We start from the raw sequence: 23,926 nt of genomic DNA on the forward strand, positions 1-23,926 counted from the left end.
CACTCGGTAGTGCTCTTTTTGTATGCAGCCTAAGGAAAAGCCTGCAAAAGTGCAGGTGGTTTTTCGGATCGGGGGCAATTCAAGTGTTTAGGCTCCAAATGTCTTCACTTTTGCAGTTATTGTCTCAAAGGCCAATGGTGGAGTCTCCGAGCCGTTCGAATAGTGTATGATATAAGTAACTACCCTGCCCCAAAATTTATAGTGAAGATGCGTATCGATTCCGCCGAATTTTACGTTTATACCGGTGAGTAAGAATTTCAGCTTACTCCAGGTTGGCGATGAACCGATCGTGATGTGAAGGCATGGAACAGGGATGGATGGCCGATGAAAAGGCATTGTCAGTCTACAGATGGGAGGTGTGTCCCGGATGCCAACGGTTGCTAAAGAGCAGGTTTTGCGAATGCCCGAGCGTGCCGGGTCCAATGCGGAACGGGGAAACTTCCCGGCATGGGTGCAATTGCACGGAGCAGCGTTACGTCACTATTGCCGTTCTTTGACCGGAACTCCTTGGGAAGGCGACGATTTGGCGCAGGATACGTGGTTAAAGATATGGTCTGCGGCGCAGGGCAAGGGCGACGCATTTCGCTTGACGCGTTCGTATCTGTACCGCACGGCTCAGCATGCATGGATTGACCGCAGCCGAAGAAAGAGGCTTCCGGTTGAATCGCTTCCCATGGAGGAGCTTCTGCAAGCGCCGGCGCAGATCGAACCTGCGGTGGTCTGGGCTGCGATGGAGACGCTGGTCTCCGAGCTATCTCCCCTTCAACGAACGGCGCTGCTGCTAATCGATATTTTGCAATATACGGCAAGCGAAGCAGCGCAGTTGATTCAATCCACGGAAGGGGCAGTCAAAGCCGCCCTGCACCGCGCGAGGGTAAGGCTGCGGAACGCAGTGGAAAGCACAGGAAAAGAGGGGCGGGACGCTTCAGGCATAGGAACTACCTTGGACGAGGCGGTCTCCGCTGATACTTCCAATGAGGTATTAGTTCATGCCTACATTGATGCGATACGCCGTCAGGATGCCGCCGCGCTCGCGATGCTGTTTAACGAGGTTCGGCCGCAGGATTTGGTCCCGGTATTAACACTCCAATCGTATCGCAGCAACTCCCGACGAAACCATTCGAGCTCCCTTTTAGCCGATCCGGTTCAAAACCGGCTCATGTTCATGTCCTTCGCTCATGCCGCCTGATCCAAAGGAGGGGTATGCCATGAGTTCAGTTATTCCTTACGTCATTGAACAAACCGGCCGGGGTGAACGGTCGTATGACATTTATTCGCGTTTGCTGAAAGACCGGATCGTGTTTCTCGGTTCGGCGATTGACGATCAAGTCGCGAATAGCATTATGGCGCAAATGCTGTTTTTGGCCGCGGAAGATCCGGAGAAGGATATTTACTTTTACATCAATAGTCCGGGCGGCTCGACGTCTGCAGGCTTTGCGATCTACGATACGATGCAATATGTGAAGCCGGACGTGCAAACCATTTGCTCCGGACTGGCGGCGTCCTTTGCCGCGATCCTGCTATTGTCCGGGGCTAAAGGCAAACGATTCGCTCTTCCCAACAGCGAAATCATGATTCACCAGCCGCATGGAGGTGCGCAAGGGCAGGCCAGCGATATAGCGATAAGTGCCAAACGGATCTTGGGAATCCGGGAACGGCTGAATGCCATTGCCGCGGAATCCACCGGTCAACCGCTGGAGCGAATCGAAAAGGATATGGACCGCGATTATTTCATGAGCGCGGAAGAAGCACGCGAGTATGGGATCATCGACCAGGTCATTACTTACGACAAGCGTTAGTCAAATAAAACAGAGATTAGAAGGACGGAGAAGGGCGCTAATAGCCCGTCCGTCCTTTTTCTTTTGCAGAATCAAACCGGGGGGAATGGGGCACGATTAGCATCAGGATCTATGCCGAACAAGCTGATGTGCGCGTGAAAGAGACACTCGTATTTGCTGGGCGGCCGACGTTTTTTTTAGCTGCGGTTGTCCTTGACAGCCTAGGGGGGCTTTGCTAAGATGGGAACAATATATTTTCGTAAGCGGCTATTTGGTCTTGATATATAAGGGTTATGTCTTCATAGGGATTACAGCGGTAGGCGTTTTTTTTATACCCGGATTTCAGGAAGAGCCAACTAACCAATAACATTTCGAAGGAGGATTCATCGCGGTGTGGGAAAGTAAATTTGACAAGGAAGGCTTAACGTTTGACGATGTGCTTCTGGTTCCCCGTAAATCGGAGGTATTGCCTAAAGAGGTGGATGTATCTACCCGGCTCAGCGACAAGGTGAAGCTGAATATCCCGTTGATCAGCGCGGGAATGGATACGGTCACGGAATCGGCACTGGCGATCGCGATCGCACGGGAAGGCGGCATCGGTATCATTCATAAAAACATGCCGATCGAACAGCAAGCCGAAGAGGTCGACCGGGTGAAACGCTCCGAGAGCGGCGTCATCACGAATCCTTTCTCGTTGACTCCGGATCACCTTGTATCCGACGCGGAAGAGGTCATGGGCAAATTCCGGATTTCCGGCGTGCCGATCGTGAACGGGGAGCATAAGCTGGTCGGGATTTTGACGAACCGCGACTTACGTTTCGTGCATGACTACAGCATCAAGATCAGCGAGGTCATGACGCGGGACAACTTGATTACCGCACCTGTAGGAACCTCTTTGCAGGAAGCCGAAGTCATTTTGCAAAAACATAAAATCGAGAAGCTCCCTTTGGTGGATGAGCACAATACGCTGAAGGGCCTTATTACGATCAAGGATATCGAAAAAGCGATCCAATTCCCGAACGCGGCCAAGGATGCGCAAGGACGCTTGCTCGTAGGCGCAGCCGTCGGGATCTCCAAGGATACTTTTGACCGGACCGATGCCCTGGTCAAAGCCGGTGTCGACGTAATTACGGTGGATTCGGCGCATGGCCACCATATCAATATCATTGAAGCGGTAGCCGAGCTTCGCAAACGGTATCCGGATCTGACGATTATCGCCGGTAACGTGGCCACGGGCGACGCGACAAGAGCCCTGATCGAAGCGGGTGCATCCGTAGTGAAAGTCGGCATCGGACCGGGTTCGATCTGTACGACCCGCGTCATCGCCGGGATTGGCGTGCCGCAGGTCACGGCCGTTTACGATTGCGCGACGGTCGCCCGCGAATATGGCGTGCCGATTATCGCGGACGGCGGCATCAAGTATTCCGGCGAGATTACGAAGGCCATCGCAGCCGGGGCCCATGCGGTGATGCTGGGAAGCTTGTTTGCCGGCACGGAGGAAAGCCCTGGCGACTCGGAAATCTACCAAGGCCGCCGGTACAAAGTGTACAGAGGCATGGGCTCGATGGGTGCCATGAAGCAAGGCAGTAAGGACCGCTACTTCCAGGACGATGACAAGAAGCTGGTGCCTGAGGGGATCGAAGGCCGTGTAGCCTACAAAGGACCGATCTCCGATACGATCCATCAGTTGATTGGCGGCCTGCGTTCCGGGATGGGATATTGCGGCACGAAGACGCTTGACGAGCTGCGGAACGATACGCAATTTATCCGCATCACGGGTGCCGGCCTGCGCGAGAGCCATCCGCATGATGTTCAAATCACCAAAGAGGCGCCAAACTACTCGCTGTAACCGTAGGCAGAACTGGCCTCCAACCGATTGACCATAATCTTCCACCACTGGCAGGGCGTTTTCCGCCCTGCTTGTCTTTTTTTGCGGGTACCCCTGTGATAGAATAGATAAAGCAAATGAAAGAATATGAGGGGAGCTTTAAGGGCATTGAAACTCAAACAACCACAACGTAAATCGACAACCAAACGGCGTTTCCTGCGCAAAGGCGTAGCTTCTGTACTGTTGCTGAATCTATTATGTTTCTCTCTCGTTCCGGCTTTGGCGCTGGCGGAAGGGGAACAAACGGAATCTTCTACGACGGAATCTACGACCACCGAAACGACGACAGTGCAAACTGCGACCACCTCAATTCCTTCCGTGGAATCCCTGGGCTTGGAAGTCAAGTCCGCGGTTTTGCTGGAGCCCGTATCCGGGCAAGTGTTGATGAACATCAACGGCGATGTTCCTCTGCCTCCGGCCAGCATGACCAAAATGATGACCGAATATATCGTGGCTGACCTGGTGAAGCAAGGCAAATTCAAATGGGACGATGTCGTGACGGTCGGAAAAAATGCCGCCCAAACGATCGGCTCGCGGATTTTTCTGGCTGAAGGGGATCAACATACTATTGAAGAGTTATACATCGCGATGGCCGTCGGCTCCGCAAACGATGCGACGGTGGCTTTGGCTGAGCATGTTGCCGGCTCCGAGCAAGCTTTCGTGAAAATGATGAATGACGAAGCCAAGCGGATGGGTATGAAAACTGCGCACTTCGCGAACTCGACGGGCTTGGATATCGCGGATATGCCGGATGAATTCGAACCTACCGATACTGAAGAGACCGTGATGTCGGCGATGGATGCGGCTATTTTAGCCAGATACATCGTAACGGACCATCCGGATTTTACCCGGTTCACGACAATTCAATCGTACAAGTTCCGCGAGCGCGATACCGCTCCGATGATCAACTGGAACTGGATGCTGGAAGCCAATAAAAACGTAACTAACTTTAAGCAATATGCTTATGATGGACTTGACGGGCTTAAAACGGGACACACCACGAATGCGGGCAACTGCTTTACCGGGACGGCCGTCCGTAACGGAATGCGGTTGATCAGCGTCGTGATGGGTGCTAAAACGGAAGGCTCCCGTTTCGTTGAAAGCCGCAAAGTGTTGGATTTCGGGTTCAATAACTTCGAAACGAAACAAATCGTGCCGCCAAAAACGACTGTTGCTGGGACGGAGACCGTGACGGTGAAGAAAGCGAAAAACACGGAAGTTCCCGTCGTGACCGATCAAGCGGTTAGCTTTGTCGTACCGAAAGGCGCGGACACGAGCGCAGTGCAACCCAAAGTGACGTTGGCCGACGAAAGCACCTTGACGGCTCCGTTGAAGCAGGGAACGAAGGTCGGAACCGTAACCTACTCGTTTAAGGCTCCAGGCATGGACCAGACGCTCGAGAAGACGGTGAACCTGATCACGGCCGAGGATGCGGAGAAAGCCGGCTGGTTTAAGCTGATGATGCGGGCCATCGGGGAATTCTTCAGCGACCTGTTCAATGGCATTAAAAATCTTTTCTAAGGGTCCTTTCAAATCCGAGTAAACGGGTTGTGTATTTGAGGCGTATCTTGTAAAATATTTAGTTAGATTATTATCGGGAGGATTGGACATGGAAACAGGAACATCGCGTGTAAAAAGAGGTATGGCTGAGATGCAAAAAGGCGGCGTCATTATGGACGTCATGAATGCGGAACAAGCCAAGATCGCCGAAGCGGCCGGAGCTACTGCCGTTATGGCGCTGGAACGTGTGCCATCCGATATCCGGGCGGCCGGCGGCGTAGCCCGCATGGCGGATCCGACGATCGTCGAGGAAGTCATGAAGGTTGTCTCCATCCCGGTGATGGCGAAAGCGCGCATCGGTCATTACGTGGAAGCGAAAGTTCTGGAATCGCTTGGGGTAGACTATTTGGACGAAAGTGAAGTATTGACCCCGGCGGACGAAGTGTTCCATATCGATAAACGGGATTTCACCGTACCGTTCGTGTGCGGCGCGAAGGATCTGGGCGAAGCGTTGCGCCGGATCAGCGAAGGCGCGTCGATGATCCGGACCAAGGGCGAACCTGGAACGGGCAACATCGTGGAAGCGGTGCGTCACATGCGGTTGATCAACAGCCAAATCCGCAAGGTTCAGAATATGTCCAAGGATGAGCTTTATGCTGAAGCGAAGAACCTTGGCGTAGCTTACGACCTGCTTCTCGAAGTTCACGAGAACGGCAAACTGCCGGTCGTTAACTTTGCAGCCGGCGGCGTGGCAACTCCGGCGGATGCCGCTTTGATGATGCATTTGGGTGCGGACGGGGTGTTCGTCGGCTCCGGTATTTTCAAATCGGATAGCCCCGAGAAATTTGCCCGGGCGATCGTCGAAGCGACGACGCATTACACGGATTACAAATTGATTGCCGAAGTATCCAAAAATTTAGGTACCCCGATGAAGGGCATCGAGATTTCCAAGCTGTCCGCGGCAGAGCGGATGTCGGATCGCGGCTGGTGAATCATCGGCTCGCGAAGTAAACGTAGGAATTAAAAGCAATTCTTCCACCCCGGCCGTCTCTGTAAGATGGCCGGGGTACATCATAGTACACGTGAGCTAGAAAGAAGGTTTGTCATGAGAGTAGGGGTGTTGGCGCTGCAAGGCGCGGTTGCGGAACATATCCGCAGCTTGGAGAAGACCGGAGCCGAAGGCGTGGCCGTAAAGCACGCCGAACAGCTCGCCGAGTTGGATGGACTGATCATTCCCGGCGGCGAAAGCACGACGATCGGCAAACTGATGCGTAAATACGACTTCATCGAGGCGATTCGGGACTTTTCCGGACAAGGTAAACCGGTATTCGGGACCTGTGCGGGATTGATCGTGATGGCGAAGGAGATCGAGGGCGGCGAGGAAGCTCATCTCGGCCTGATGGACATCAAGGTATCGCGCAATGCGTTTGGACGTCAGCGCGAAAGCTTCGAAACCGATCTTGATGTGAAGGGACTTGATGTTCCGCTGCGGGCGGTATTCATTCGTGCCCCGCTGATCACGGCGGTTGGAGAAGGAGTCGAGGTGTTGTCGACATATAAGGATGAAATCGTGACGGCACGCCAGGGGCATTTGCTCGTATCGTCGTTCCATCCGGAATTGACCGATGACTTCTCGCTACATACGTATTTTGTAGAGATGATCAAGCAAACCAAGCAGCCGTAAGCAGGCCTTGACTCCTTTGCGGGTTGAGGTTTTATCTGTTTTACCGGCGTTTTGAACTTCCGATAGCAGCCTTTCCGTCCGCGGGTCTCCCCAGATGAAGGTCGGCAGGTCTGTGCGGGATCATTCTAGGAGGGACTATTCATGTTAGATGTGAAAATCATGCGAAACGAATACGCGCGCGTTGAGGAAGCGCTGAAGAATCGGGGGAAATCGTTGGATCTCATCTCCGGTTTTGCGCCGTTGGATGAGAAACGCCGGGTGCTGCTTCAAGAGAGCGAAGCGCTCAAAAATCGCCGGAACACGGTTTCCGCGGAAGTGGCGCAACGCAAGAAAAATAAAGAAAACGCCGACGAGCTGATCGTGGAGATGCGCGAAGTCGGGGATCGCATCAAGGAACTGGACGAAGAGGTACGGGCGCTGGAGTCGAAAATCGACGAGCTGATGCTCTCCATTCCGAACCTTCCGCACGCGAGCGTACCTGTAGGCGCTTCGGAAGAAGAGAACGTCGAAGTCCGCCGATGGAGCGAACCGCGGAAGTTCGAGTTTACCCCGAAGGCGCATTGGGATATCGCGGCAGACCTGGGGATCCTGGATTTCGAGGCCGCAGCGAAGGTTACCGGCTCGCGCTTTACGTTCTATAAAGGTCTGGGAGCCCGCCTGGAGCGTGCGCTCATCAACTTTATGATGGACTTGCACAGCAATGAACACGGCTATGAGGAAATGCTGCCGCCGTACATCGTAAATCGCGACAGCTTATACGGTACCGGTCAGCTTCCGAAATTCGAGGAGGATTTGTTCAAGCTCTCCGGCGGCAACGACTATTATCTAATTCCGACTGCCGAGGTGCCGGTGACCAACTACCATCGCGACGAAATCCTGAATGCGGAAGACTTGCCGCGTTACTATGTCGCATACAGCTCCTGCTTCCGTTCAGAGGCCGGTGCGGCGGGGCGCGATACCCGCGGTTTGATTCGCCAACACCAGTTCAACAAGGTGGAAATGATTAAGATCGTTCACCCGGACACCTCTTATGACGAACTGGAGAAAATGACGAACAACGCCGAGCGCGTGCTGCAGCTGCTGAACTTGCCTTATCGGGTGCTTGCGCTGTGTACCGGCGATATGGGCTTTACCGCAGCGAAAACGTACGATCTGGAGGTATGGCTGCCGGAGAGCGGTCTATACCGCGAAATTTCCTCTTGCTCCAACGTGGAGGACTTCCAGGCTCGCCGGGCGAACATTCGGTTCCGTCCGGAGCCGAAAGCGAAGCCGGAGTTCGTGCATACGCTGAATGGCTCGGGGTTGGCCGTCGGACGCACCGTCGCCGCCATCCTCGAGAACTACCAGCAAGAAGACGGCAGCGTGGAAATTCCGGAGGTTCTGCGCCCTTATATGGGGAATCTGCAGAAGATTACCAAGCGTAATTAGCTTGCGTGCCTGCATCTGATATGGTAGAATCTGATTTGTTACGCAAATCGGATTCACCTTTGGAGAGGTACCGAAGCGGTCATAACGGGGCGGTCTTGAAAACCGTTAGGGTGCAAGCCCACGTGGGTTCGAATCCCACCCTCTCCGCCATACGAGAATCATAAACCGATTCCTGAAAAGGAGTCGGTTTTTTGCGTATGGCGAAAGGGGGGATTCGAACGGGCCGTGAAGCGGACATGCCCTAAGGCATGTTCGTAGGCCCCGGCGTGATAGTCGCACAGCGTCACCGCACATGTACGGCGACGTACGACGGTTCGAATCCCACCCTCTCCGCCATACGAGAATCATAAACCGATTCCTGAAAAGGAGTCGGTTTTTTGCGTATGGCGAAAGGTGGGATTCGAACGGGCCGTGAAGCGGACATGCCCTAAGGCATGTTCGTAGGCCCCGGCGTGATAGTCGCACAGCGTTGCCGCACATGTACGGCGACGTACGACGGAGCGAATCCCACCCTCTCCGCCATACGAGAATCATAAACCGATTCCTGAAAAGGAGTCGGTTTTTTGCGTATGGCGAAAGGTGGGATTCGAACGGGCCGTGAAGCGGACATGCCCTAAGGCATGTTCGTAGACCCCGGCGTGATAGTCGCACAGCGTCGCCGCACATGTACGGCGACGTACGACGGAGCGAATCCCACCCTCTCCGCCATACATCGTAAATTCAGAGAGCAGAGATGCTCTCTTTTTTCATGCATAAGGGAGGCCGATTCTTCGCAAATTAACCCTGTTGATCAAACCAAGGGAGGCTTCATTCCATTATGACGAAACCGCAAACCTACCAAACCTCGGGCTCCGGAAACGGGCAGAACCGGGATCGCGGGCGGAACGAGGGCAAAGGCGGACCCGAACCGCTGTCCGGGTCGAAAAAGGCGAAAATCAGAAAACAAGACGGTAACTTCAATCCGGAAGGCTAAGCCTTTTGGAGGAGTTACTGCAGATCCTTGCCCCAGCCTTCGGCTGGGGTTTTTTCGTGGGGATCAAACGGAATGATTACGAATTAGAGCAAGACAACAAGCGGAGAAAATGTCATAATAAAGATAGGGTGTGTCCTTATACGGGAACATGAATATTTGTGAAAGAATGGTGAGGGAAGAACTAAAAACATATTGAAAGGATCGTGATGCCATTTGAACGCGGTTAATCCAAACCACATGATTCCACCCACAGCCACTCAAGTTCGCCAACATAAACAGCGTACCTTGAAAAGCAACCTGCTCAGGTCCTTGTTTATCGTGATCGGGGCGATTATCGTCTCCGTTGCGCTGGAACTATTTCTGGTGCCTAACAAAATTACGGACGGTGGCATAACCGGTATTTCCGTAATGACTTCCTACTTGTCGGGATTCCCGCTCGGGGTGTTCCTCTTCCTGTTCAACCTCCCCTTTCTCATTGTCGGCTACAAACAAATCGGCAAAACGTTTGCCGTATCCACCCTGTTGGGCATCACCGTGATGTCGGTTGGCACGGCCTTGCTGCACCCGGTTGCCGCTTTTGTGAGCGATACCTTGCTTGCCTTTGTCTTTGGCGGCATTTTGCTGGGGTTAGGTACCGGTTTAGTCATCCGCTTTGGCGGCTCGCTGGACGGCACCGAAATCGTCGCCATTCTCATTTCCCGGAAAACCCCGTTTTCAGTTGGCGAGATCATCATGTTCTTCAACTTCTTCATCCTGCTAAGCGCAGGCTTCGTATTTGGCTGGGAGCGCGCATTGTTCTCGATATTGGCCTATTATATTGCCTATAAGACGATCGATATCGTCGTGGATGGCTTAAACGAATCGAAATCGGTTTGGATCATCAGCGACCAGATCGATGAAATCGGCGACGCCATCTTAAGCCGTTTGGGGCGCGGCGTTACGTATTTGTCGGGAGAAGGCGGTTTTTCCGGCGACCCGAAAAAAGTGATCTTCTGCGTCATCACCCGCTTGGAAGAAGCCAAGCTGAAGGAAATCGTGAATCATTACGATGAAAATGCATTTTTGGCGGTCGGAAATATTCATGACGTCAAGGGCGGACGTTTCAAGAAAAAGGCAATCCATTAGTTTGCCGAAACATATTCCGAAATCCTTGCGAATGGTTTATGATATGTTATGTTTAGAAAATTCTGTTTTTTATTGATGATGAATGGGTAGGAGAGAGGAGACTGTATGTCTAAGAAGGTGTTGACGTCCTGCTTGCTGGTAATGCTGTCCGTTGTACTGGTATTGTCCGGCTGCAGCAGCAAGAAAGAACCGAAGGAAGCCTTAAGCAGCGCGGCTGTGAAGGCGCTTGAGATGAACTCGTACGTGCTGGAGAATCAAATCAAAATCTTGGATTTCTCCGTGGAAGGGGCAGCGGAAGCGGAGTCGCCGGAAGTGGGCGCTGTGTTATCCATGCTCAAGAACGCCGAGATCAACATCAAGCAAATTTTCCAGAAGGACCCGATGCAAACCGAAGCAACGCTGGAAGTCAAACTGACGGGGGATATGACGACGACGATTGCGGTTCCGCTCGTCATCACGCCGGAGAAGCTGTACGTAAAAGTACCAAGCATCCCGTTCCTGCCGATGCCGGAGTCGGTGACCGGGAAATTCCTGGTTCTCGACATGAAGGAACTGGCGGAGCAAAGCGGCGAGGAGTTTAATCCGGATCTGTTCAATCCGGAGAAGAGCCAGAAGCTGGGTACGGAATTGATGGGAGCCTTGTTCGCCGAATATGAATCGGGCGCTTATTTCACCAACATCGATCCTAAGGAGGCTTCGCTGCCGGAAGGTTTCAAAGCGAAGCAAGTGGTTCAGTTCGCCATAACGAATGAGAACGTTAAGGAAGCGGTGACGATCCTGGTGAATCAGGCGCTGCCGAAGATGCTGGATATCTTGGCTAAAGAGGAATACCGTTCGATGCTGCAGTTGACGCCGGAGGAAATCGACCAGGCGAAGAAGGAACTGCAAGAAGGCAACCAGGATGAACTGGGTAAGGCGTTGGACGAGATGAAAAATAACCTGCAAATCAACAAGTTCACGGTTGATACCGCAATCGACGAGAACAATTACCCGGCGTATTATAACGTTCAGGCGGATGTCGCCGTGAACGATCCGGAAACGCAGGAGAACATTAAGGTGGCCGTGCAAATGACCAGCCGCTTTACGCAAATCAACGAGAAGCCGGCCTTTGAAATCGGCATCCCCACGGATACGCTGACTTTGGAGCAGCTGCAGGAGGAAATGGGCCAGTACGGCTATTAAGCACTAGTCAATCGTTGAGTATGAATGAATGAAAGCAACCTCCAGTTCCATGATCTCATGGGGCTGGAGGTTGTTTTGCGTCCGGGAGTTTATTTTTTGCGAAGCCGGCGGAAAAACTCAGTTAACAGCGAAGCGCATTCTTCCTGCAAAATCCCGGCGGTGATGTCGGTGCGGTGGTTAAACCGTGGCTCCTGCAGCAAATTCATCAAGGTTCCGGCACAACCCGCCTTCGGATCCGGAGCCCCGTAAATCACCTGAGGGACGCGGCATTGCACGATCGCCCCGGCGCACATCGGGCAAGGCTCCAGCGTGACGTAGAGACGGCAATGGAGCAGCCGCCAGGCGCCAAGCCGCTCGCTGGCCTCTCGAATCGCAATCATTTCCGCATGGGCGGTGCCGTCGAGGGAGCTTTCCCGGAGATTGTAGCCCCGGCCGACGATCTCATCGCCCCGGACAATGACCGCGCCAATCGGGACTTCGCCGATCGCCTCCGCTTTACGGGCCTCGCGAATGGCCTCAGCCATCCAATATTCATGGGGATAAGTTGAGGATGGCGGTTCGGGAATCATAGGGAATGAGGATGGCATATGAGCAAATCATCTCCTTATCAGCGTATCCATAAGCCTTGTCCAACGAACAAGCATTCGTTGTTAACATGTTGTGGGTAACATTGTGCATAACCTTAGAATTATCCCCACTATTATACACATATTCACCTAACCAGCTGTGAGTATGTCAATATTCTGTGGATAACATTTTAAGGTATGGCCTTTAGGTTTGAGTCTGGAGAACCAGTCCTGTAGGCATTTCTACATATTGTAGGGAAAGGATCTGGGAATTTCAACGTCTTTGCAAAACATGTCGTAAAAGGTATGATGGATGTAGAAATTTAGGGTTCCATATATATCCAAAAACAAGCTCCAGAGGTGGGATTAACGCTTGACTATAAAGACAAAGCTTGCTTTGATTATATCTTGTTTTGCGCTGATTATCCTATCTCTGAATATCGTTTTAAGTTATTTCACGGTACGGGATAATTTGCGCAGGGACAGCGAAGCGAACATGATGTTGACGGCCAATCAAATTGCCATTGCTGTCGAACAAAGTCGTTCGGTATACAACTACGTCAAACTCACATTAGGCGGAAGAATGAGCAGCGACATGACGGATGCGATCCTCACCATGACCAGTCCGGAGCGGGTTTCGCAAAAATCGATGGGCACGAATCCTAGTCTGCTGGAGATCACGGGAATCGACCCGAGCCGTATGGATGAGAAGCATTTGCTGTTCGGAACGTACCAATATAAAAACGATCACGTATTGAAGCGTTCCGTGGCGGAGGCGACTACCCACAACCGCAGCCTGCTGGTAGATACGCGGATCAACGGCGAACGCGTCCTGGAGAGCTATGTCCCGATTCGGAACGGCAGCGAGAAGCCCTACGTCATTCGGGTGGTCTCCAGTTATGCCCCGATCTCCAAGGCGATCTCCAAACAGATGGCCAGCCAGCTTATCGTCTCCCTCTGCCTGCTGGGATTGATGATGATGGCGAGCTATTGGATGGCCGGGAGGCTGATCCGTCCACTCCGCCATATTTTGGACCAGGTGAATGTATTGGCTTCGGGTAAGCTGGAGACCCGGCTGAAGATCGGCAGTTATGACGAGCTTGGCTTGCTGGCTCATAAAATCAACATCATGTCGGACAATCTAGGCCGATATACAGCCGAGCTGAAGCAGAAGAACGAAGAGAACCGGTCAATGAAGGAGTATCTGGAATCGATTATCAGCCAGACCGCCGATGCCATCCATATCACGGATATCATGGGGCGGGTGTTGCAAGTGAATGCCGCCTTCGAGAGGTTATACGGTTGGAGCAGCGACGAAATCATCGGTACGTATCTGGAATTTCTCCCGGAATCCGAAATGGATGGAAGATCGATCTGGCGTCCGGAAACGGAAGTGATCGAAACCGCCGAATCGGTGTTGGCCGAGACAGTCCGGTTGCGCAAAGACGGCAGCCTAGTGGAGGTGAGCATTAGCGTATCCCCTATTTTTGACCAAGGGGGGAAAATCACCGCGCTGATCAGCATTTCCCGGGACATGACGGAGCACAATAAAATGGAGGAGCTGCTTCGGCGCTCGGAGAAGCTGACAACGGTTGGTCAGCTCGCCGCCGGAGTGGCGCATGAAATCCGCAACCCGCTGACGACGCTTCGCGGGTTTCTGCAAATGCAGCAGCGAACCCGGGTGGTTAACGTCATGCATACCGACGTCATGCTCGCGGAATTGGACCGGATTAATCTCATCGTCAGCGAGTTTCTGATCCTAGCCAAACCGCAGGCGGTTCAGTTCCAGACGAAGGATGTCCGGTTTACGATGGGAGACGTGGTGTCCTTGCTGGATAGCGAAGCCCATTTACATAATATCGAATTCGAGGTGCATTTCTCCCCCGGCCCGATTCTGGTACACTGTGAAGAGAACCAATTGAAGCAAGTATTCATTAACTTGTTGAAAAACGCGATGGAGGCCATGCCCAAGGGCGGGAAGATCCTCTTGCAGGTGGAGGAGGACGACAAAGGGCAGGCCGTGCTGCGTGTCATCGACGAAGGCGAGGGCATTGCCAAGGATCGGCTCCGGAAGCTTGGAGAGCCGTTCTACACGAACAAGGAGAAGGGGACCGGACTTGGCCTGATGATCAGCCAACGAATCATTGAAGGACACCGTGGGACGCTGAAGATCGACAGCGAGCTCGGGCGGGGAACGGCCGTAACCATTACCCTCCCGCGCGTGCAGGAGGATACAGATCATAACGAAGGGCAAGCGGATATCGCCAATTGAAGCGGACTGCTGGGCCAGGCGGAGGGACCGAAGGCAACATCATGAGGATCAATAAATTTATCAGCGAGACGGGATTTTGTTCCCGGCGGGAAGCGGACAAGCTGGTCGAGACGGGTCAAGTGACCATTAACGGCGTCAAAGCGGTTCTGGGCAGCCAGGCGGAGCCGGGAGACGATGTCAGGGTAAACGGGAGACCGATCGAGACCAAGCGCTCTAAGCACGTATACATCGCTTTAAACAAGCCGGTAGGCATCACCAGTACGACGGAGGCGCATGTGAAGGGCAATATTGTCGATTTCGTCGGGCATTCGGAGCGGATTTTTCCGATTGGGCGGTTGGATAAAGACTCGGAAGGGCTCATCTTGCTTACCAGCGACGGCGACATCGTCAACAAGATATTACGGGCCGAGGGTAAACATGAGAAGGAGTACATCGTGACGGTCGATCGTCCGATTACGCCAAGCTTTGTGAAGGCGATGAGCGAAGGGGTCAAGATCCTCGGCGAAATGACGCTTCCGTGCCAAGTAACGCGGATTTCGGATCGCGTGTTCCGTATTATTCTGACCGAAGGGAAGAACCGGCAAATCCGCCGGATGTGTAACGCCCTAGGCTATGAAGTGCGGAAGCTGCAACGCATCCGGATTATGAACATTCATCTGGGCCAACAGAAGATCGGTACCTGGCGCGATTTGACCGAGCAGGAAAAGCGGGAATTGGGCATGGCGCTGAACTATGAACTTTCCTAACGAACGACGACAAAAAGGACAGGCTCGCCTCGGTTGAGGAGCCTGTCCTTTTCGCATTATTCATGGGCAGCCGTTACGCCGAGCTGCTCGCTGCTGTCTGCATATTTGCGGATGATCGAAACCTCGACCCGGCGGTTCTGCGCCCGACCGACCGCTGTATCATTGCCGGCAACGGGATGATATTCGCCGTAACCGATGGCACTAAATTTTTTCGGATCCAAATGCGGATTGATCAGCAAAATTTTCATGAAGTTCAAGGCTCGCACCGAGCTCAGGTCCCAGTTGGACGGGAATTCGCTGGTCGAAATCGGCACGTCGTCCGTATGCCCCGAAACGATGACCTCGTAGTCCGGAAATTTCTGCAGCATCGTTGAGATTGCTTTGGCCAACTGACGGGCTTCCGGCTTCACCACGGCTTCCCCGGATGCGAAGAGCGCCTTGTCGCTGATGGTAATCATCAGTTGGGATTGGTTCAGCTTGGTTTCCAGGTCGTCGGTCAAACCGTTTTCTTTGATATACGTATCAAGCTGCTTCTTCAGAGCCTCCAGGTTCTGCTGCTCTTGGCGCTTCAGTTCGTTTTTCTTGGTCATTAAGCCGTCCGAGGAGGGCTTCGGCAGCTCGCTGTCGCTGTTCGAAGTCTTGGAGTTGCTGGTCATCGCGGTTTGGTCCAGGACACCAACTCCGCCGGTCAGCACGCTCTTGAACGCTTCGCTCATCTCTTGAAACTTCTGCGCATCCACGGTACTCATCCCGAAGAGCACGATAAAGAGGGCAAGCAGGAGCGTCATCAAGTCGGAATAAGGAAGCAGCCAGCTCTCGTCGTTATGTTCCTCGTGATCCTGATGCTTATTCTTTTTGCTCACCTTCACCCGCCCCCTTTTCTAGAATTTCCGCACGTTCGGCAGGGGTTAAGAACACGGCGAGTTTCTGCTGGATCGCGATGGTGGATACGCCGGATTGGATGGACAGCAAACCTTCAACCATCATCAACCGGATCTCCATCTCTTTCTTCGAGAGCCGTTTCAGTTTATTGGAAATCGGGTGCCATAGCACATAACCGGTAAAAATACCAAAAACGGTAGCGATAAACGCACCGGAGATCGCATGCGACAATTTTTCGATATCGCTCATATCCGATAACGCGGCAATCAAGCCGACTACCGCACCCAACACCCCGAGCGTCGGGGCGTACATCCCGGCTTGGGAGAACATCAGGGCTCCCGCCTTATGCCGTTCCTCGGTGGCAGCGATATCTTCAGTCAGTACGTCCTGCACGAATTCCTGGTCGTTCCCGTCGATGATCATCCGCATGCCGCCGCGCAAGAAGTCATCGTTGATCTCTTCGACCTTCGCTTCCAGAGCAAGCAGACCCTCACGGCGGGTAATCGTCGCCCATTCCATGAACAGGGTGATCAATTCCGCTTTGCTAATCATTTTCGGCTTGGTGACCGTTAATTTGAGCAATACCGGGAATTTCTTCATTTCCGCCATCGGGAAGGCCATGAAGAGGGTGGCCGCCGTCCCGACAAGAATAATGACAAAGGCCGCGGGGTTAGAGACCAAACTTTCGATAGGCGCGCCTTTCAGAAACATCCCCAAAATAAGCGCGACAAATCCGAGAATTAAACCAAGAATTGTTGAAATTTCCATTGTACACCTCGTCCTTGAGAGAAATTGAATCCTTTCCTGCCCTCCCCGCATCCTTGCGGAAAGAGCGTACCTGCACAGTTTGAAACGATTAACTATTTTATCGACAGATTTCCCTTTTTTTTTAAGTGGTTTTTTCCGGTATAATAAGAATACGGCCGAAATGAGAGGGCCAAAAGGGAGGATATCGCAGTGGGCGTAAAACACGGCAGGGATTATGAATTTATTTTGGCTGATTTGACGAAAGCGGTTGGCCGGATTCAAGATAGTTATCTTTTCTTCGAAATGGAGCCTTCGGAATGGGAAGTATTATCTGACGCAGATCGGAACGAGGTGCTTGAAGCATTGGCGGAGGACTTGTTCTTTGGGCTGGGTACGGAGCCGATGATCGAGGTAGGCAGCGCGATCGTGATTTATGATCCGGAAGGCCATCGCATTAATTTCCTGATCGGGGATGCAGAACTGACATCCGTCTCCTTGATTTAAACCTTACTTCCATCGGGACTGGGTCCGGCAGCGGCCGGTACGCATGAAGGCATGAATTGGAGAATACAATAAATGGGGACGGGGCTAGGACAAATCAACTTCAGATCCTGGTGCGTGATGAGGATGCTTACATATACAGGAGTTCTTGAAGAGAACGGGGAGGAAGAAGAATGCCGTTTACACCGCAAGAAGTAGAAGCGCATTTGGAAAAGCTGGAAGGCTGGGAGCTTGAGGAAGGACGATGGATTTTCCGCAAATACACGTTCTCCAACTTTATGAAGGGGATCGCGTTTGTCGATGAGGTCGCGGCGATTTCGGAAGCGTTTAACCATCATCCGTTTATTACCATTGACTATAAAACGGTAACGCTCCGCTTGACTTCGTGGGAGGATGGCGGCATAACGGCCGTCGACATCAAAGAGGCGCAGCAGTATAACGAAGCTTTCGAGAAGATGCGCTCGGGAGATTAACCGGTTAAGAATAAGGATGGATAAAAAACGCCCGCCGGGAACGTAACATTCCCGGCGGGCGTGCTTTTCGTATGCCTTTATTTTTTCTCTGCAAGCCACATGGCGACGTTGGCGATTTCCTCTTCCTTCAAGCGATCCTTGAACGAAGGCATCATGCCGCCTTTTCCTTTGGTGATAATCGAGTAGAGCTGATCAGCGGACAGTTGCGAGCCGATCTTCTGCAGATTCGGGCCGGCTCCCCCTTGCAGTTGATCGCCGTGACAGCTGATACAGTTCGCTTTAACGGTGGCTTCAGCTTGTTCCGCATTCATCGTAATTTCAGGCAATTGCGGCTTGGCCTCTTGCTCGGCCTGCTCCCGGCTAGGCAAGGTAAACATCAGTACAAGGGCCAAAGCGCCTGCGATAACGAACAAACCGCTCATGATCCACTTTTGCATTCCAATCGCCCCTCCTATGTATGCTACCTATTTATTATAACGGAACACGCCGTCCGATCATAGTCTTTGTGTCAAAAATAGGAACGAAAATGAGCCATACTCCTTAAAATATGTGCTCAAAATCATATCGCTATGCGGAACGGGATGAAAAAAGGGCGTGCCCTTATCCGGGCAGCCCCTTATAAACCATACAATAAAACGGCTTGGACACCCCGCCGGGCGTCATCTTCTCATAAAGGTCGGTAATCGTGAATCCGGCATTCTGATAGGCTCGGATCGCTCGAGTATTCCACGTGAGCACCTCAAGATCGATCTGGTTATCCGGTTTGCGACGCTGAGCTTCCTCCACGATGGTTCTTACGAACAACTTGCCCAAACCATGACCGCAAAGATCGGGTTTCATGCCGATGCCGAGCCGAGTCACCCCTTCCATCGGGAAATATTGGGCAAAACCAGCCAGCTCGCCGGCTTCATTCAACACAGAGACATATTGCTCGGCGCGGATCGCCGGGTTCCCAAACTCCACGTCGAGCGCTTTCATTTGATCCCAGGGCAGCCAGCTGTAGATATCGTAGGGGGAATCGTAACGCCAAGTGCAAATTTCCGCGCCATGCGCTTCTTCCATCGGCACGATCCGAAACGTAGACATCGCTTGATCCATATTGCCCCTCCTTTGTTAGAGGTAATCCGTCGTAGTTTCTTCTATTACCCTCACAATAGCCGGATTTACGCAGCTTGTAAAGTCCTTTGCCCCGGGGAGGAAACTCACGGATTTTCACCGGATTTCCAACTTTCCGGTAACCTTTTTGCCGGATGTCTCGTTATATAGATAAGGCCGCGGACATAAAAAGACCGCAAGCTGTTCCTGTCGGAAATGCAGCTTGCGGCGAGAGACGATGAACTTGATGAAACCAGGGTGATCAAGATTCCGCAGCGTAGACGGAATAACCGTATTTACTGAGAACTCGCTTCGCGCCAACGTAGCGGTTCTGATAGTAACTGTTGCTTAGCTTGTCGATGCGAATGCCCTTGGAGGAAGACGCGTGGGCAAATTCGCCGTCGCCAACGTAAATGCCGACATGCGATACTTTGCCTGCTCCCGTGGTTTTGAAGAAGACGAGATCCCCTTCCTGGAGTTCGCTCTTCGGTACCGGCGTCCCTTGCTTATACTGGGCGGTCGATACACGCGCAAGCTTGATGCCCATTTGGCTGAACACGTACCGGGTAAACCCGGAGCAATCGAATCCCGACGCCGTGGTGCCTCCAAATTTATAAGGCGTCCCGTACACGGAATCCACGATGCTGGCGAGCGGCGTGGATTCCGCGGTCTCCGCGTCGGCAAAGGCGCTCCCTGCCCCTAAGGTGAACAGAAGGGCTAAACTCGTTACCGCTGCTGTCAAAGTCTTTCTCAAGATGTCATACTCCTTCCATGGCCTACGAGGTTAGCTTATGGATTCGGTTGAAGGTTCCCTATGATCTCACTATAGAGGTGGGTTAAATTCTCGGTGCTCCAAACCTAACTTTTTAACCTTGATTGGAAAGGGAAATGCAAAAAGGCGTCTTTCCATCACGAAGCAGATCAATTCACCCTTTGGTGGGTCCCCCGTTTCCCGGGTGCTTGGGAATTCGGCATTTCATTGTAGTTTGCACCCCAGATGTTGCACAAGAACAGTTACAACAATCATTACAAAGTTGTTACTATTTACGTTGTTCATTTTACCAAAGGCGTCCAGAGTTGACAAGTTTGTAGGGAAAAAGGCTTCTTTTGGCCTGTTTTGACGAAGGATTCCGTGGGTAATGGTTCCTAAGGGGACGGGGCGCGGGAAAGGAAAAAGCCCGCAGAGACGTTGGTATCAACATCCCCACGGGCTTCGTGGCAGTTCTTATTGAACATCATCGTGTTCAGCGATTTCACCGGTTACATCTTCGTACTTGTCGGTACTCATGATCCGTTTGGCTCCAACGTAACGCTCGACGTAATACTTCTCGCTTAATTTGCTGATGACTACGCCTTTGGAAGAGGAGGCATGAGCAAATTTGCCGTCGCCGACGTAGATGCCGACATGAGATACGCCTTTACCGGAAGTATTGAAGAAGACCAGATCGCCGGCGATCAATTCGCTTTTCTCAACCGCGGTTCCCATTTTGTATTGAGATCCGGATTGGTGAGGCAGCTTGATGCCGATTTTCGAGAAGACATACATGGTAAATCCGGAACAGTCGAAACCGGCTGTGGTGGTGCCGCCGGAAACATAGTCGCTTCCAAGCGCGCCGTCGATTACGCCGTCCAATTTGGAATCGGCGAAAACGCTACCAGTTCCAATGGTGAAAAGCAAGGCAAAACTTACTGCTGCTACCGTCAAACGCTTTTTCAAGAAGTTATGCTCCTTCCAATGCCTACGAGGTTAGCTTAAGGATTCGGTTGAAGGTTCCCTATGATCCCTCTAAAGCGAGATCAATTCACCCAAAGTGGTTCCCCCGTTTCCCTGGCGAAGGGAATTCGGCTTTGATTTCACACCTGAATTTACATATTCGACATCCGGCGTCATTCTCCTGCCAAAGATGACAAAAATAATTACAAAACTGTTACTGAAATTGCGTTGCTGTTATTGTAACAAAGTCAGGTATCTTTTGGCAATGGTTAATTCACAAGATTAAGAGGGGAAAATAGGACTCAAGGCCTCCGCCGTTCGGCGAAGGCCTTGATTTTGCTGGGGTTTAGCGGGGTAAAAAAATTTTAACTTTTTTGTGCCTTGGTTTGCCAAAGATGAAATTGAGAGGCGACCTTCCAAACCTTAAACGCGCTGCGAAAGAGGGGATAGGTTTGCTGCAAGATGAGGGCCAGCATGCCGGTCCAAAACCAGGAGACGGTTCCGAACAGCAGGAAGAGAAGTAGTCCAAAGGACCCGAGAATCGCCGAAATGCCGATGGCCTGCAGGAGACTCCGGAAGCATAGCAGCAGGGAGTTCCAGACGCCGGCCTTGAACAAATAGCCAAACTGGGCAAATAGCAGGCACTGCCGGATCAGCCAGCCGTAGATCAGCCAGCCTAGAATCAATCCGAGCCCGGCGAGCCAGGTTGTAGCCGGTGTTTCTACCCCCGCGAGTCCCGGCCACAGCGAGAGCAGCCTTGGCACGATCCAGAAGGCGGGCAGCAGCGTCAGCATAAGCTCCAGCGCATAAAACAGGATCACCGGCTTGCCGAATTCTTTCATTCCCCGGAACAGGGGGAAGCCCGGGCTTCGACTTTCGGCAGGTGCGAAGCCGTAGAGGATCCCGGCTTGAATCAACGGGGTCAGGGCCATGCGCAGCACCGCCATCCCCGCCAGCAGCCAGCAATACAGCCGGACGTCCGGATTGCTCCATAAATTGATCTGCCCCTCCAGCAGGAACAGAATGCGCGACAGCGCGGTGGGCGGCGGGTCGGGATATCGTTGCAGCAGCGCTGTCACGGCCGAATCGACCAGCCGGTACAGGAACAATCCCCAAAGCAGCTGGTACAGGAACAAGATGATGACCGAGGGAAATTGGCTTTTCAGGGTGGTCCACCCCAAACGAACGAAACTCATTTCTTTCCCTCCTTTAGAGGTGGATTATCAAAGTGATCTCTCATCGGGCCGGCCTACCACAGGAACGCCCCGAGTATCGCCTCGAGCAGCTTGGTAACGCTCATGTTGGAGCGGGATAACGTAGGTTCCGGGATTTCCGCCTTAAGATAGTTGTTGATATGCATGTTTTCGACCGTCAAGGTGTAATCCGGGTCAATTTGAACCCAAGCCAAAGGCGCTTTATATTGCAGCTTGATCTCAACGCGGTCGTCCTCGCCGTTCCACTGCTTCCGTACGGTATGTCCGTCGGTGAAAGTAAAGAGCAGCGGGACCTTCGGATGCGTTGCGCCTTTTCGGGAGAAGACCACGCTTGACTCGAACAGGCGGTTCCCCTCCTGACCAACCGGGGTGACTTGAATTCGATCCACCGCGAAATCGGCCATTTTCCCGTCATATACATATTGCTGAAAATAAGCCTTCCAGCTCCGGCTGGTCACTTGCTCAACGACCCGTTGGAAATCAGCCGTTGTCGGGTGCTTAAAGCGGTATTTAAGGCTGTACGTGCTCAGAATCCGCTTCATCGTTTTGCTGCCGACCTGCCGCTCGATGTCGAGCAGGATCAGTTTGCCGCGGTAATACGCGTTTTTGGCGTAACCGTCCCCGGAACCGTATTTCCAGGCGTTTTGGGTCAGCGAGGCCGGAGAAGTAATCAAAGCGGACTGAATCGGCAGGTTCGGGGCGATGCCGAATTCCTGTTCCATCAGCTTATCCTCCGCGTACGAGGCAAAGGCCTCGTCCAGCCAGGCTTCCTCGAACTCGTTATTGGCGATCATCCCATAGAAAAACTGGTGGGCGATTTCATGGATGACCGTCCGCTCCAGCTCGTCGTAGCCGGGCGAATCGCCGGCGGCTCCGAATGCGGTCACCAAGGTCGGATACTCCATGCCGCCCGCTCCGTTACCGTTGGCCGGCGGGACAACGACCGACAGCGTGGAATACGGATAACGCCCGTACCATTTGCTGTAGTTTGCCAGCGCTACCTTGGCGGCATAGAAGTAGCGTTCCTTCAGGTCCTTGTGGGCGGGATCGAGATACAGCTTGATGCGCACGCCCGGAACCTCCGCAGATGAGAACGGCTCCTCCGCATAAATGAAGTTCGGCGAAGCCGACCAGGCGAAATCATGGACGTCGTCGGCGTAGAACTGGATGGTTTTTCGTCCGTCCTTCAATACCGCCTTTTTGGTCTGAAAACCGGTGGCCGCCACAGTGTACGTTTCGGGAACGTTGATCCTTACGCTGAAAATCCCGAAGTCGGAGTAAAATTCCGAGTTCCCGTGATACTGGTGGAGGTTCCAGCCTTCCGATGTCCGTCCCCGGGTGCCGGCCGGCTCGTACACGCTAATCTTGGGAAACCATTGCCCCGCCATGACGAAATCGTCGGCCACGCCCATTCGGGCGAAAATTTTCGGCAGCTTCACGGTGAATTTCATCCGCAGCGTCAGGCTTTCGCCGCCTTGGACCGACACGGGCAAGCGCACCTTGGCCAGGGTTTTGTCTTTCGTATTGCCATCGTCGGGCTGGACGTATTGAATCCGATGCAGCAGGGAAATGCCGTCCGTCGTCCGCAGCTCGGTGATCTCCATGGATCCCCAGCCGTCCTTAGGCATGATGTCGTTCCGCAGCTTCCCGCCCGATTCCTTCATAAAGGTCGTATCCTCGGAGACAAATGCATTCGGATACAAATGCAGATACACTTCGTTGATCGTTTTTTTGCCGGGATGGGTCCAGGTCAGCGTCTCCGAGCCGGTTAACGTGCCGTCCTGCTCGTTCAGCGTAACGTCGATGTGGTATTCGGCGACCCGATTGCTGAGCACTTCGGCGGTCGGCTGCTGAATGCTTTCGGCTTGCGGCGGCGCAGGGGTTTGTCCGGTTTTTTGGACCGCTTTGGGCCCCGCCTTGGCCGGGACGAACGAAGCCAGCGAATCCCCGCCTCCCCGCAGGGTCAGCCAGGCGGCTCCGAGGGTGAGGCATAAGGCAAGGATGGAAATGCTGTAGACAATAGTACGTCGGGTCATACAATGGATACCTCCCGTTGACAAGCATCTACAGCATGTATATGTTTGCAATTGGAAGATTATTAGCTAAAATTGAGAGGTAGTTCAAAAAGTCGTCTTTTGAAGATATAAGGAGGAGTAAG

At 52.8% G+C, this 23,926-nt stretch carries 23 protein-coding genes, 1 tRNA gene and 2 riboswitches; of the genes, 15 read left to right on the plus strand and 9 right to left on the minus strand.

Features of this window, described 5'->3' with window-relative positions:
• Positions 1 to 367 precede the first annotated feature (367 nt).
• From MJ257_RS15725 to MJ257_RS15775, 11 genes are all read left to right on the plus strand, one after another.
• Positions 368 to 1,189: an RNA polymerase sigma factor gene (locus MJ257_RS15725; RefSeq protein ID WP_240270150.1), complete on the plus strand. Its 822-nt coding sequence runs from the start codon at positions 368 to 370 to the stop codon at positions 1,187 to 1,189.
• 19 nt (positions 1,190 to 1,208) lie between these two features.
• The gene (clpP, locus tag MJ257_RS15730; RefSeq protein ID WP_240270152.1) at positions 1,209 to 1,799 is read left to right on the plus strand and encodes an ATP-dependent Clp endopeptidase proteolytic subunit ClpP; all 591 of its coding nucleotides are present in this window, start codon (positions 1,209 to 1,211) and stop codon (positions 1,797 to 1,799) included.
• Positions 1,800 to 2,169: 370 nt separating this feature from the next.
• Positions 2,170 to 3,627: an IMP dehydrogenase gene (gene guaB / locus MJ257_RS15735; RefSeq protein ID WP_240270154.1), complete on the plus strand. Its 1,458-nt coding sequence runs from the start codon at positions 2,170 to 2,172 to the stop codon at positions 3,625 to 3,627.
• 126 nt (positions 3,628 to 3,753) lie between these two features.
• On the plus strand, positions 3,754 to 5,187 hold the full coding sequence (locus MJ257_RS15740) for a D-alanyl-D-alanine carboxypeptidase family protein (RefSeq protein WP_240270156.1): 1,434 nt from the start codon (positions 3,754 to 3,756) through the stop codon (positions 5,185 to 5,187).
• Positions 5,188 to 5,275: 88 nt separating this feature from the next.
• Positions 5,276 to 6,157: a pyridoxal 5'-phosphate synthase lyase subunit PdxS gene (gene pdxS, locus MJ257_RS15745; protein WP_059040471.1), complete on the plus strand. Its 882-nt coding sequence runs from the start codon at positions 5,276 to 5,278 to the stop codon at positions 6,155 to 6,157.
• Positions 6,158 to 6,271: 114 nt separating this feature from the next.
• On the plus strand, positions 6,272 to 6,850 hold the full coding sequence (gene pdxT, locus MJ257_RS15750) for a pyridoxal 5'-phosphate synthase glutaminase subunit PdxT (protein WP_240270157.1): 579 nt from the start codon (positions 6,272 to 6,274) through the stop codon (positions 6,848 to 6,850).
• Positions 6,851 to 6,991: 141 nt separating this feature from the next.
• Entirely contained in the window at positions 6,992 to 8,278 is a 1,287-nt protein-coding gene (serS, locus tag MJ257_RS15755) for a serine--tRNA ligase (protein ID WP_240270158.1), read from the plus strand.
• A gap of 61 nt (positions 8,279 to 8,339) precedes the next feature.
• Positions 8,340 to 8,428, plus strand: a tRNA-Ser gene (locus MJ257_RS15760).
• Between the two features lie 667 nt (positions 8,429 to 9,095).
• Positions 9,096 to 9,251: a small acid-soluble spore protein P gene (locus MJ257_RS15765; RefSeq protein WP_240270159.1), complete on the plus strand. Its 156-nt coding sequence runs from the start codon at positions 9,096 to 9,098 to the stop codon at positions 9,249 to 9,251.
• A gap of 237 nt (positions 9,252 to 9,488) precedes the next feature.
• On the plus strand, positions 9,489 to 10,376 hold the full coding sequence (locus tag MJ257_RS15770; RefSeq protein WP_240270160.1) for a YitT family protein: 888 nt from the start codon (positions 9,489 to 9,491) through the stop codon (positions 10,374 to 10,376).
• 105 nt (positions 10,377 to 10,481) lie between these two features.
• On the plus strand, positions 10,482 to 11,558 hold the full coding sequence (locus MJ257_RS15775) for a hypothetical protein (protein ID WP_240270161.1): 1,077 nt from the start codon (positions 10,482 to 10,484) through the stop codon (positions 11,556 to 11,558).
• 89 nt (positions 11,559 to 11,647) lie between these two features.
• On the opposite strand, the gene tadA is transcribed toward MJ257_RS15775, so the two are convergent.
• Entirely contained in the window at positions 11,648 to 12,127 is a 480-nt protein-coding gene (gene tadA / locus MJ257_RS15780; RefSeq protein ID WP_240270162.1) for a tRNA adenosine(34) deaminase TadA, read from the minus strand.
• Between the two features lie 370 nt (positions 12,128 to 12,497).
• Here tadA and MJ257_RS15785 point away from each other — a divergent pair, with 370 nt between their 5' ends.
• Positions 12,498 to 14,396 (plus strand): ATP-binding protein, encoded by a 1,899-nt coding sequence (locus MJ257_RS15785; protein ID WP_240270163.1) that lies wholly within the window; start codon positions 12,498 to 12,500, stop codon positions 14,394 to 14,396.
• Positions 14,397 to 14,437: 41 nt separating this feature from the next.
• Positions 14,438 to 15,142 carry a 23S rRNA pseudouridine(2604) synthase RluF gene (gene rluF / locus MJ257_RS15790; RefSeq protein ID WP_240270164.1) on the plus strand — a complete coding sequence of 235 codons (705 nt, stop codon included), beginning with the start codon at positions 14,438 to 14,440 and terminating at the stop codon, positions 15,140 to 15,142.
• Positions 15,143 to 15,198: 56 nt separating this feature from the next.
• On the opposite strand, the gene motB is transcribed toward rluF, so the two are convergent.
• Complete coding sequence (gene motB / locus MJ257_RS15795) at positions 15,199 to 16,005, minus strand: flagellar motor protein MotB (RefSeq protein ID WP_240270165.1); 807 nt, start codon at positions 16,003 to 16,005, stop codon at positions 15,199 to 15,201.
• Positions 15,989 to 16,792, minus strand: a complete 804-nt coding sequence (gene motA, locus MJ257_RS15800) for a flagellar motor stator protein MotA (RefSeq protein ID WP_240270166.1) — start codon at positions 16,790 to 16,792, stop codon at positions 15,989 to 15,991. Before motA ends, motB begins: the two co-directional genes overlap by 17 nt.
• Before the next feature lie 189 nt (positions 16,793 to 16,981).
• On the opposite strand from motA, the gene MJ257_RS15805 reads away from it, so the two are divergent.
• Positions 16,982 to 17,275, plus strand: a complete 294-nt coding sequence (locus MJ257_RS15805; RefSeq protein ID WP_240270167.1) for a hypothetical protein — start codon at positions 16,982 to 16,984, stop codon at positions 17,273 to 17,275.
• 170 nt (positions 17,276 to 17,445) lie between these two features.
• Positions 17,446 to 17,745 (plus strand): 4a-hydroxytetrahydrobiopterin dehydratase, encoded by a 300-nt coding sequence (locus MJ257_RS15810; protein WP_178024095.1) that lies wholly within the window; start codon positions 17,446 to 17,448, stop codon positions 17,743 to 17,745.
• Positions 17,746 to 17,822: 77 nt separating this feature from the next.
• Here MJ257_RS15810 and MJ257_RS15815 read toward each other — a convergent pair whose 3' ends face one another.
• The 6 genes from MJ257_RS15815 to MJ257_RS15840 form a co-directional block, all read right to left on the minus strand.
• The gene (locus MJ257_RS15815) at positions 17,823 to 18,182 is read right to left on the minus strand and encodes a c-type cytochrome (protein WP_240270168.1); all 360 of its coding nucleotides are present in this window, start codon (positions 18,180 to 18,182) and stop codon (positions 17,823 to 17,825) included.
• Positions 18,183 to 18,345: 163 nt separating this feature from the next.
• A complete protein-coding gene (locus MJ257_RS15820; RefSeq protein WP_240270169.1) occupies positions 18,346 to 18,843 on the minus strand; it encodes a GNAT family N-acetyltransferase in 498 nt (165 codons plus the stop codon).
• A 259-nt stretch (positions 18,844 to 19,102) separates the two neighbouring features.
• Positions 19,103 to 19,594: a C40 family peptidase gene (locus MJ257_RS15825; protein WP_240270170.1), complete on the minus strand. Its 492-nt coding sequence runs from the start codon at positions 19,592 to 19,594 to the stop codon at positions 19,103 to 19,105.
• A 4-nt stretch (positions 19,595 to 19,598) separates the two neighbouring features.
• Positions 19,599 to 19,824, minus strand: a riboswitch (cyclic di-AMP (ydaO/yuaA leader).
• Between the two features lie 241 nt (positions 19,825 to 20,065).
• Positions 20,066 to 20,557, minus strand: coding sequence for a C40 family peptidase (locus MJ257_RS15830; RefSeq protein ID WP_240270171.1), 492 nt, complete (start codon positions 20,555 to 20,557; stop codon positions 20,066 to 20,068).
• Positions 20,558 to 20,561: 4 nt separating this feature from the next.
• A riboswitch (cyclic di-AMP (ydaO/yuaA leader) is annotated at positions 20,562 to 20,698 on the minus strand.
• 221 nt (positions 20,699 to 20,919) lie between these two features.
• Entirely contained in the window at positions 20,920 to 21,750 is an 831-nt protein-coding gene (locus MJ257_RS15835) for a hypothetical protein (RefSeq protein WP_240270172.1), read from the minus strand.
• A 53-nt stretch (positions 21,751 to 21,803) separates the two neighbouring features.
• On the minus strand, positions 21,804 to 23,804 hold the full coding sequence (locus MJ257_RS15840) for a M1 family metallopeptidase (RefSeq protein ID WP_240270173.1): 2,001 nt from the start codon (positions 23,802 to 23,804) through the stop codon (positions 21,804 to 21,806).
• Positions 23,805 to 23,926 lie beyond the last annotated feature (122 nt).

It is taken from the genome of Paenibacillus timonensis (assembly GCF_022427145.1).
Lineage (GTDB): Bacteria > Bacillota > Bacilli > Paenibacillales > Paenibacillaceae > Fontibacillus > Fontibacillus timonensis.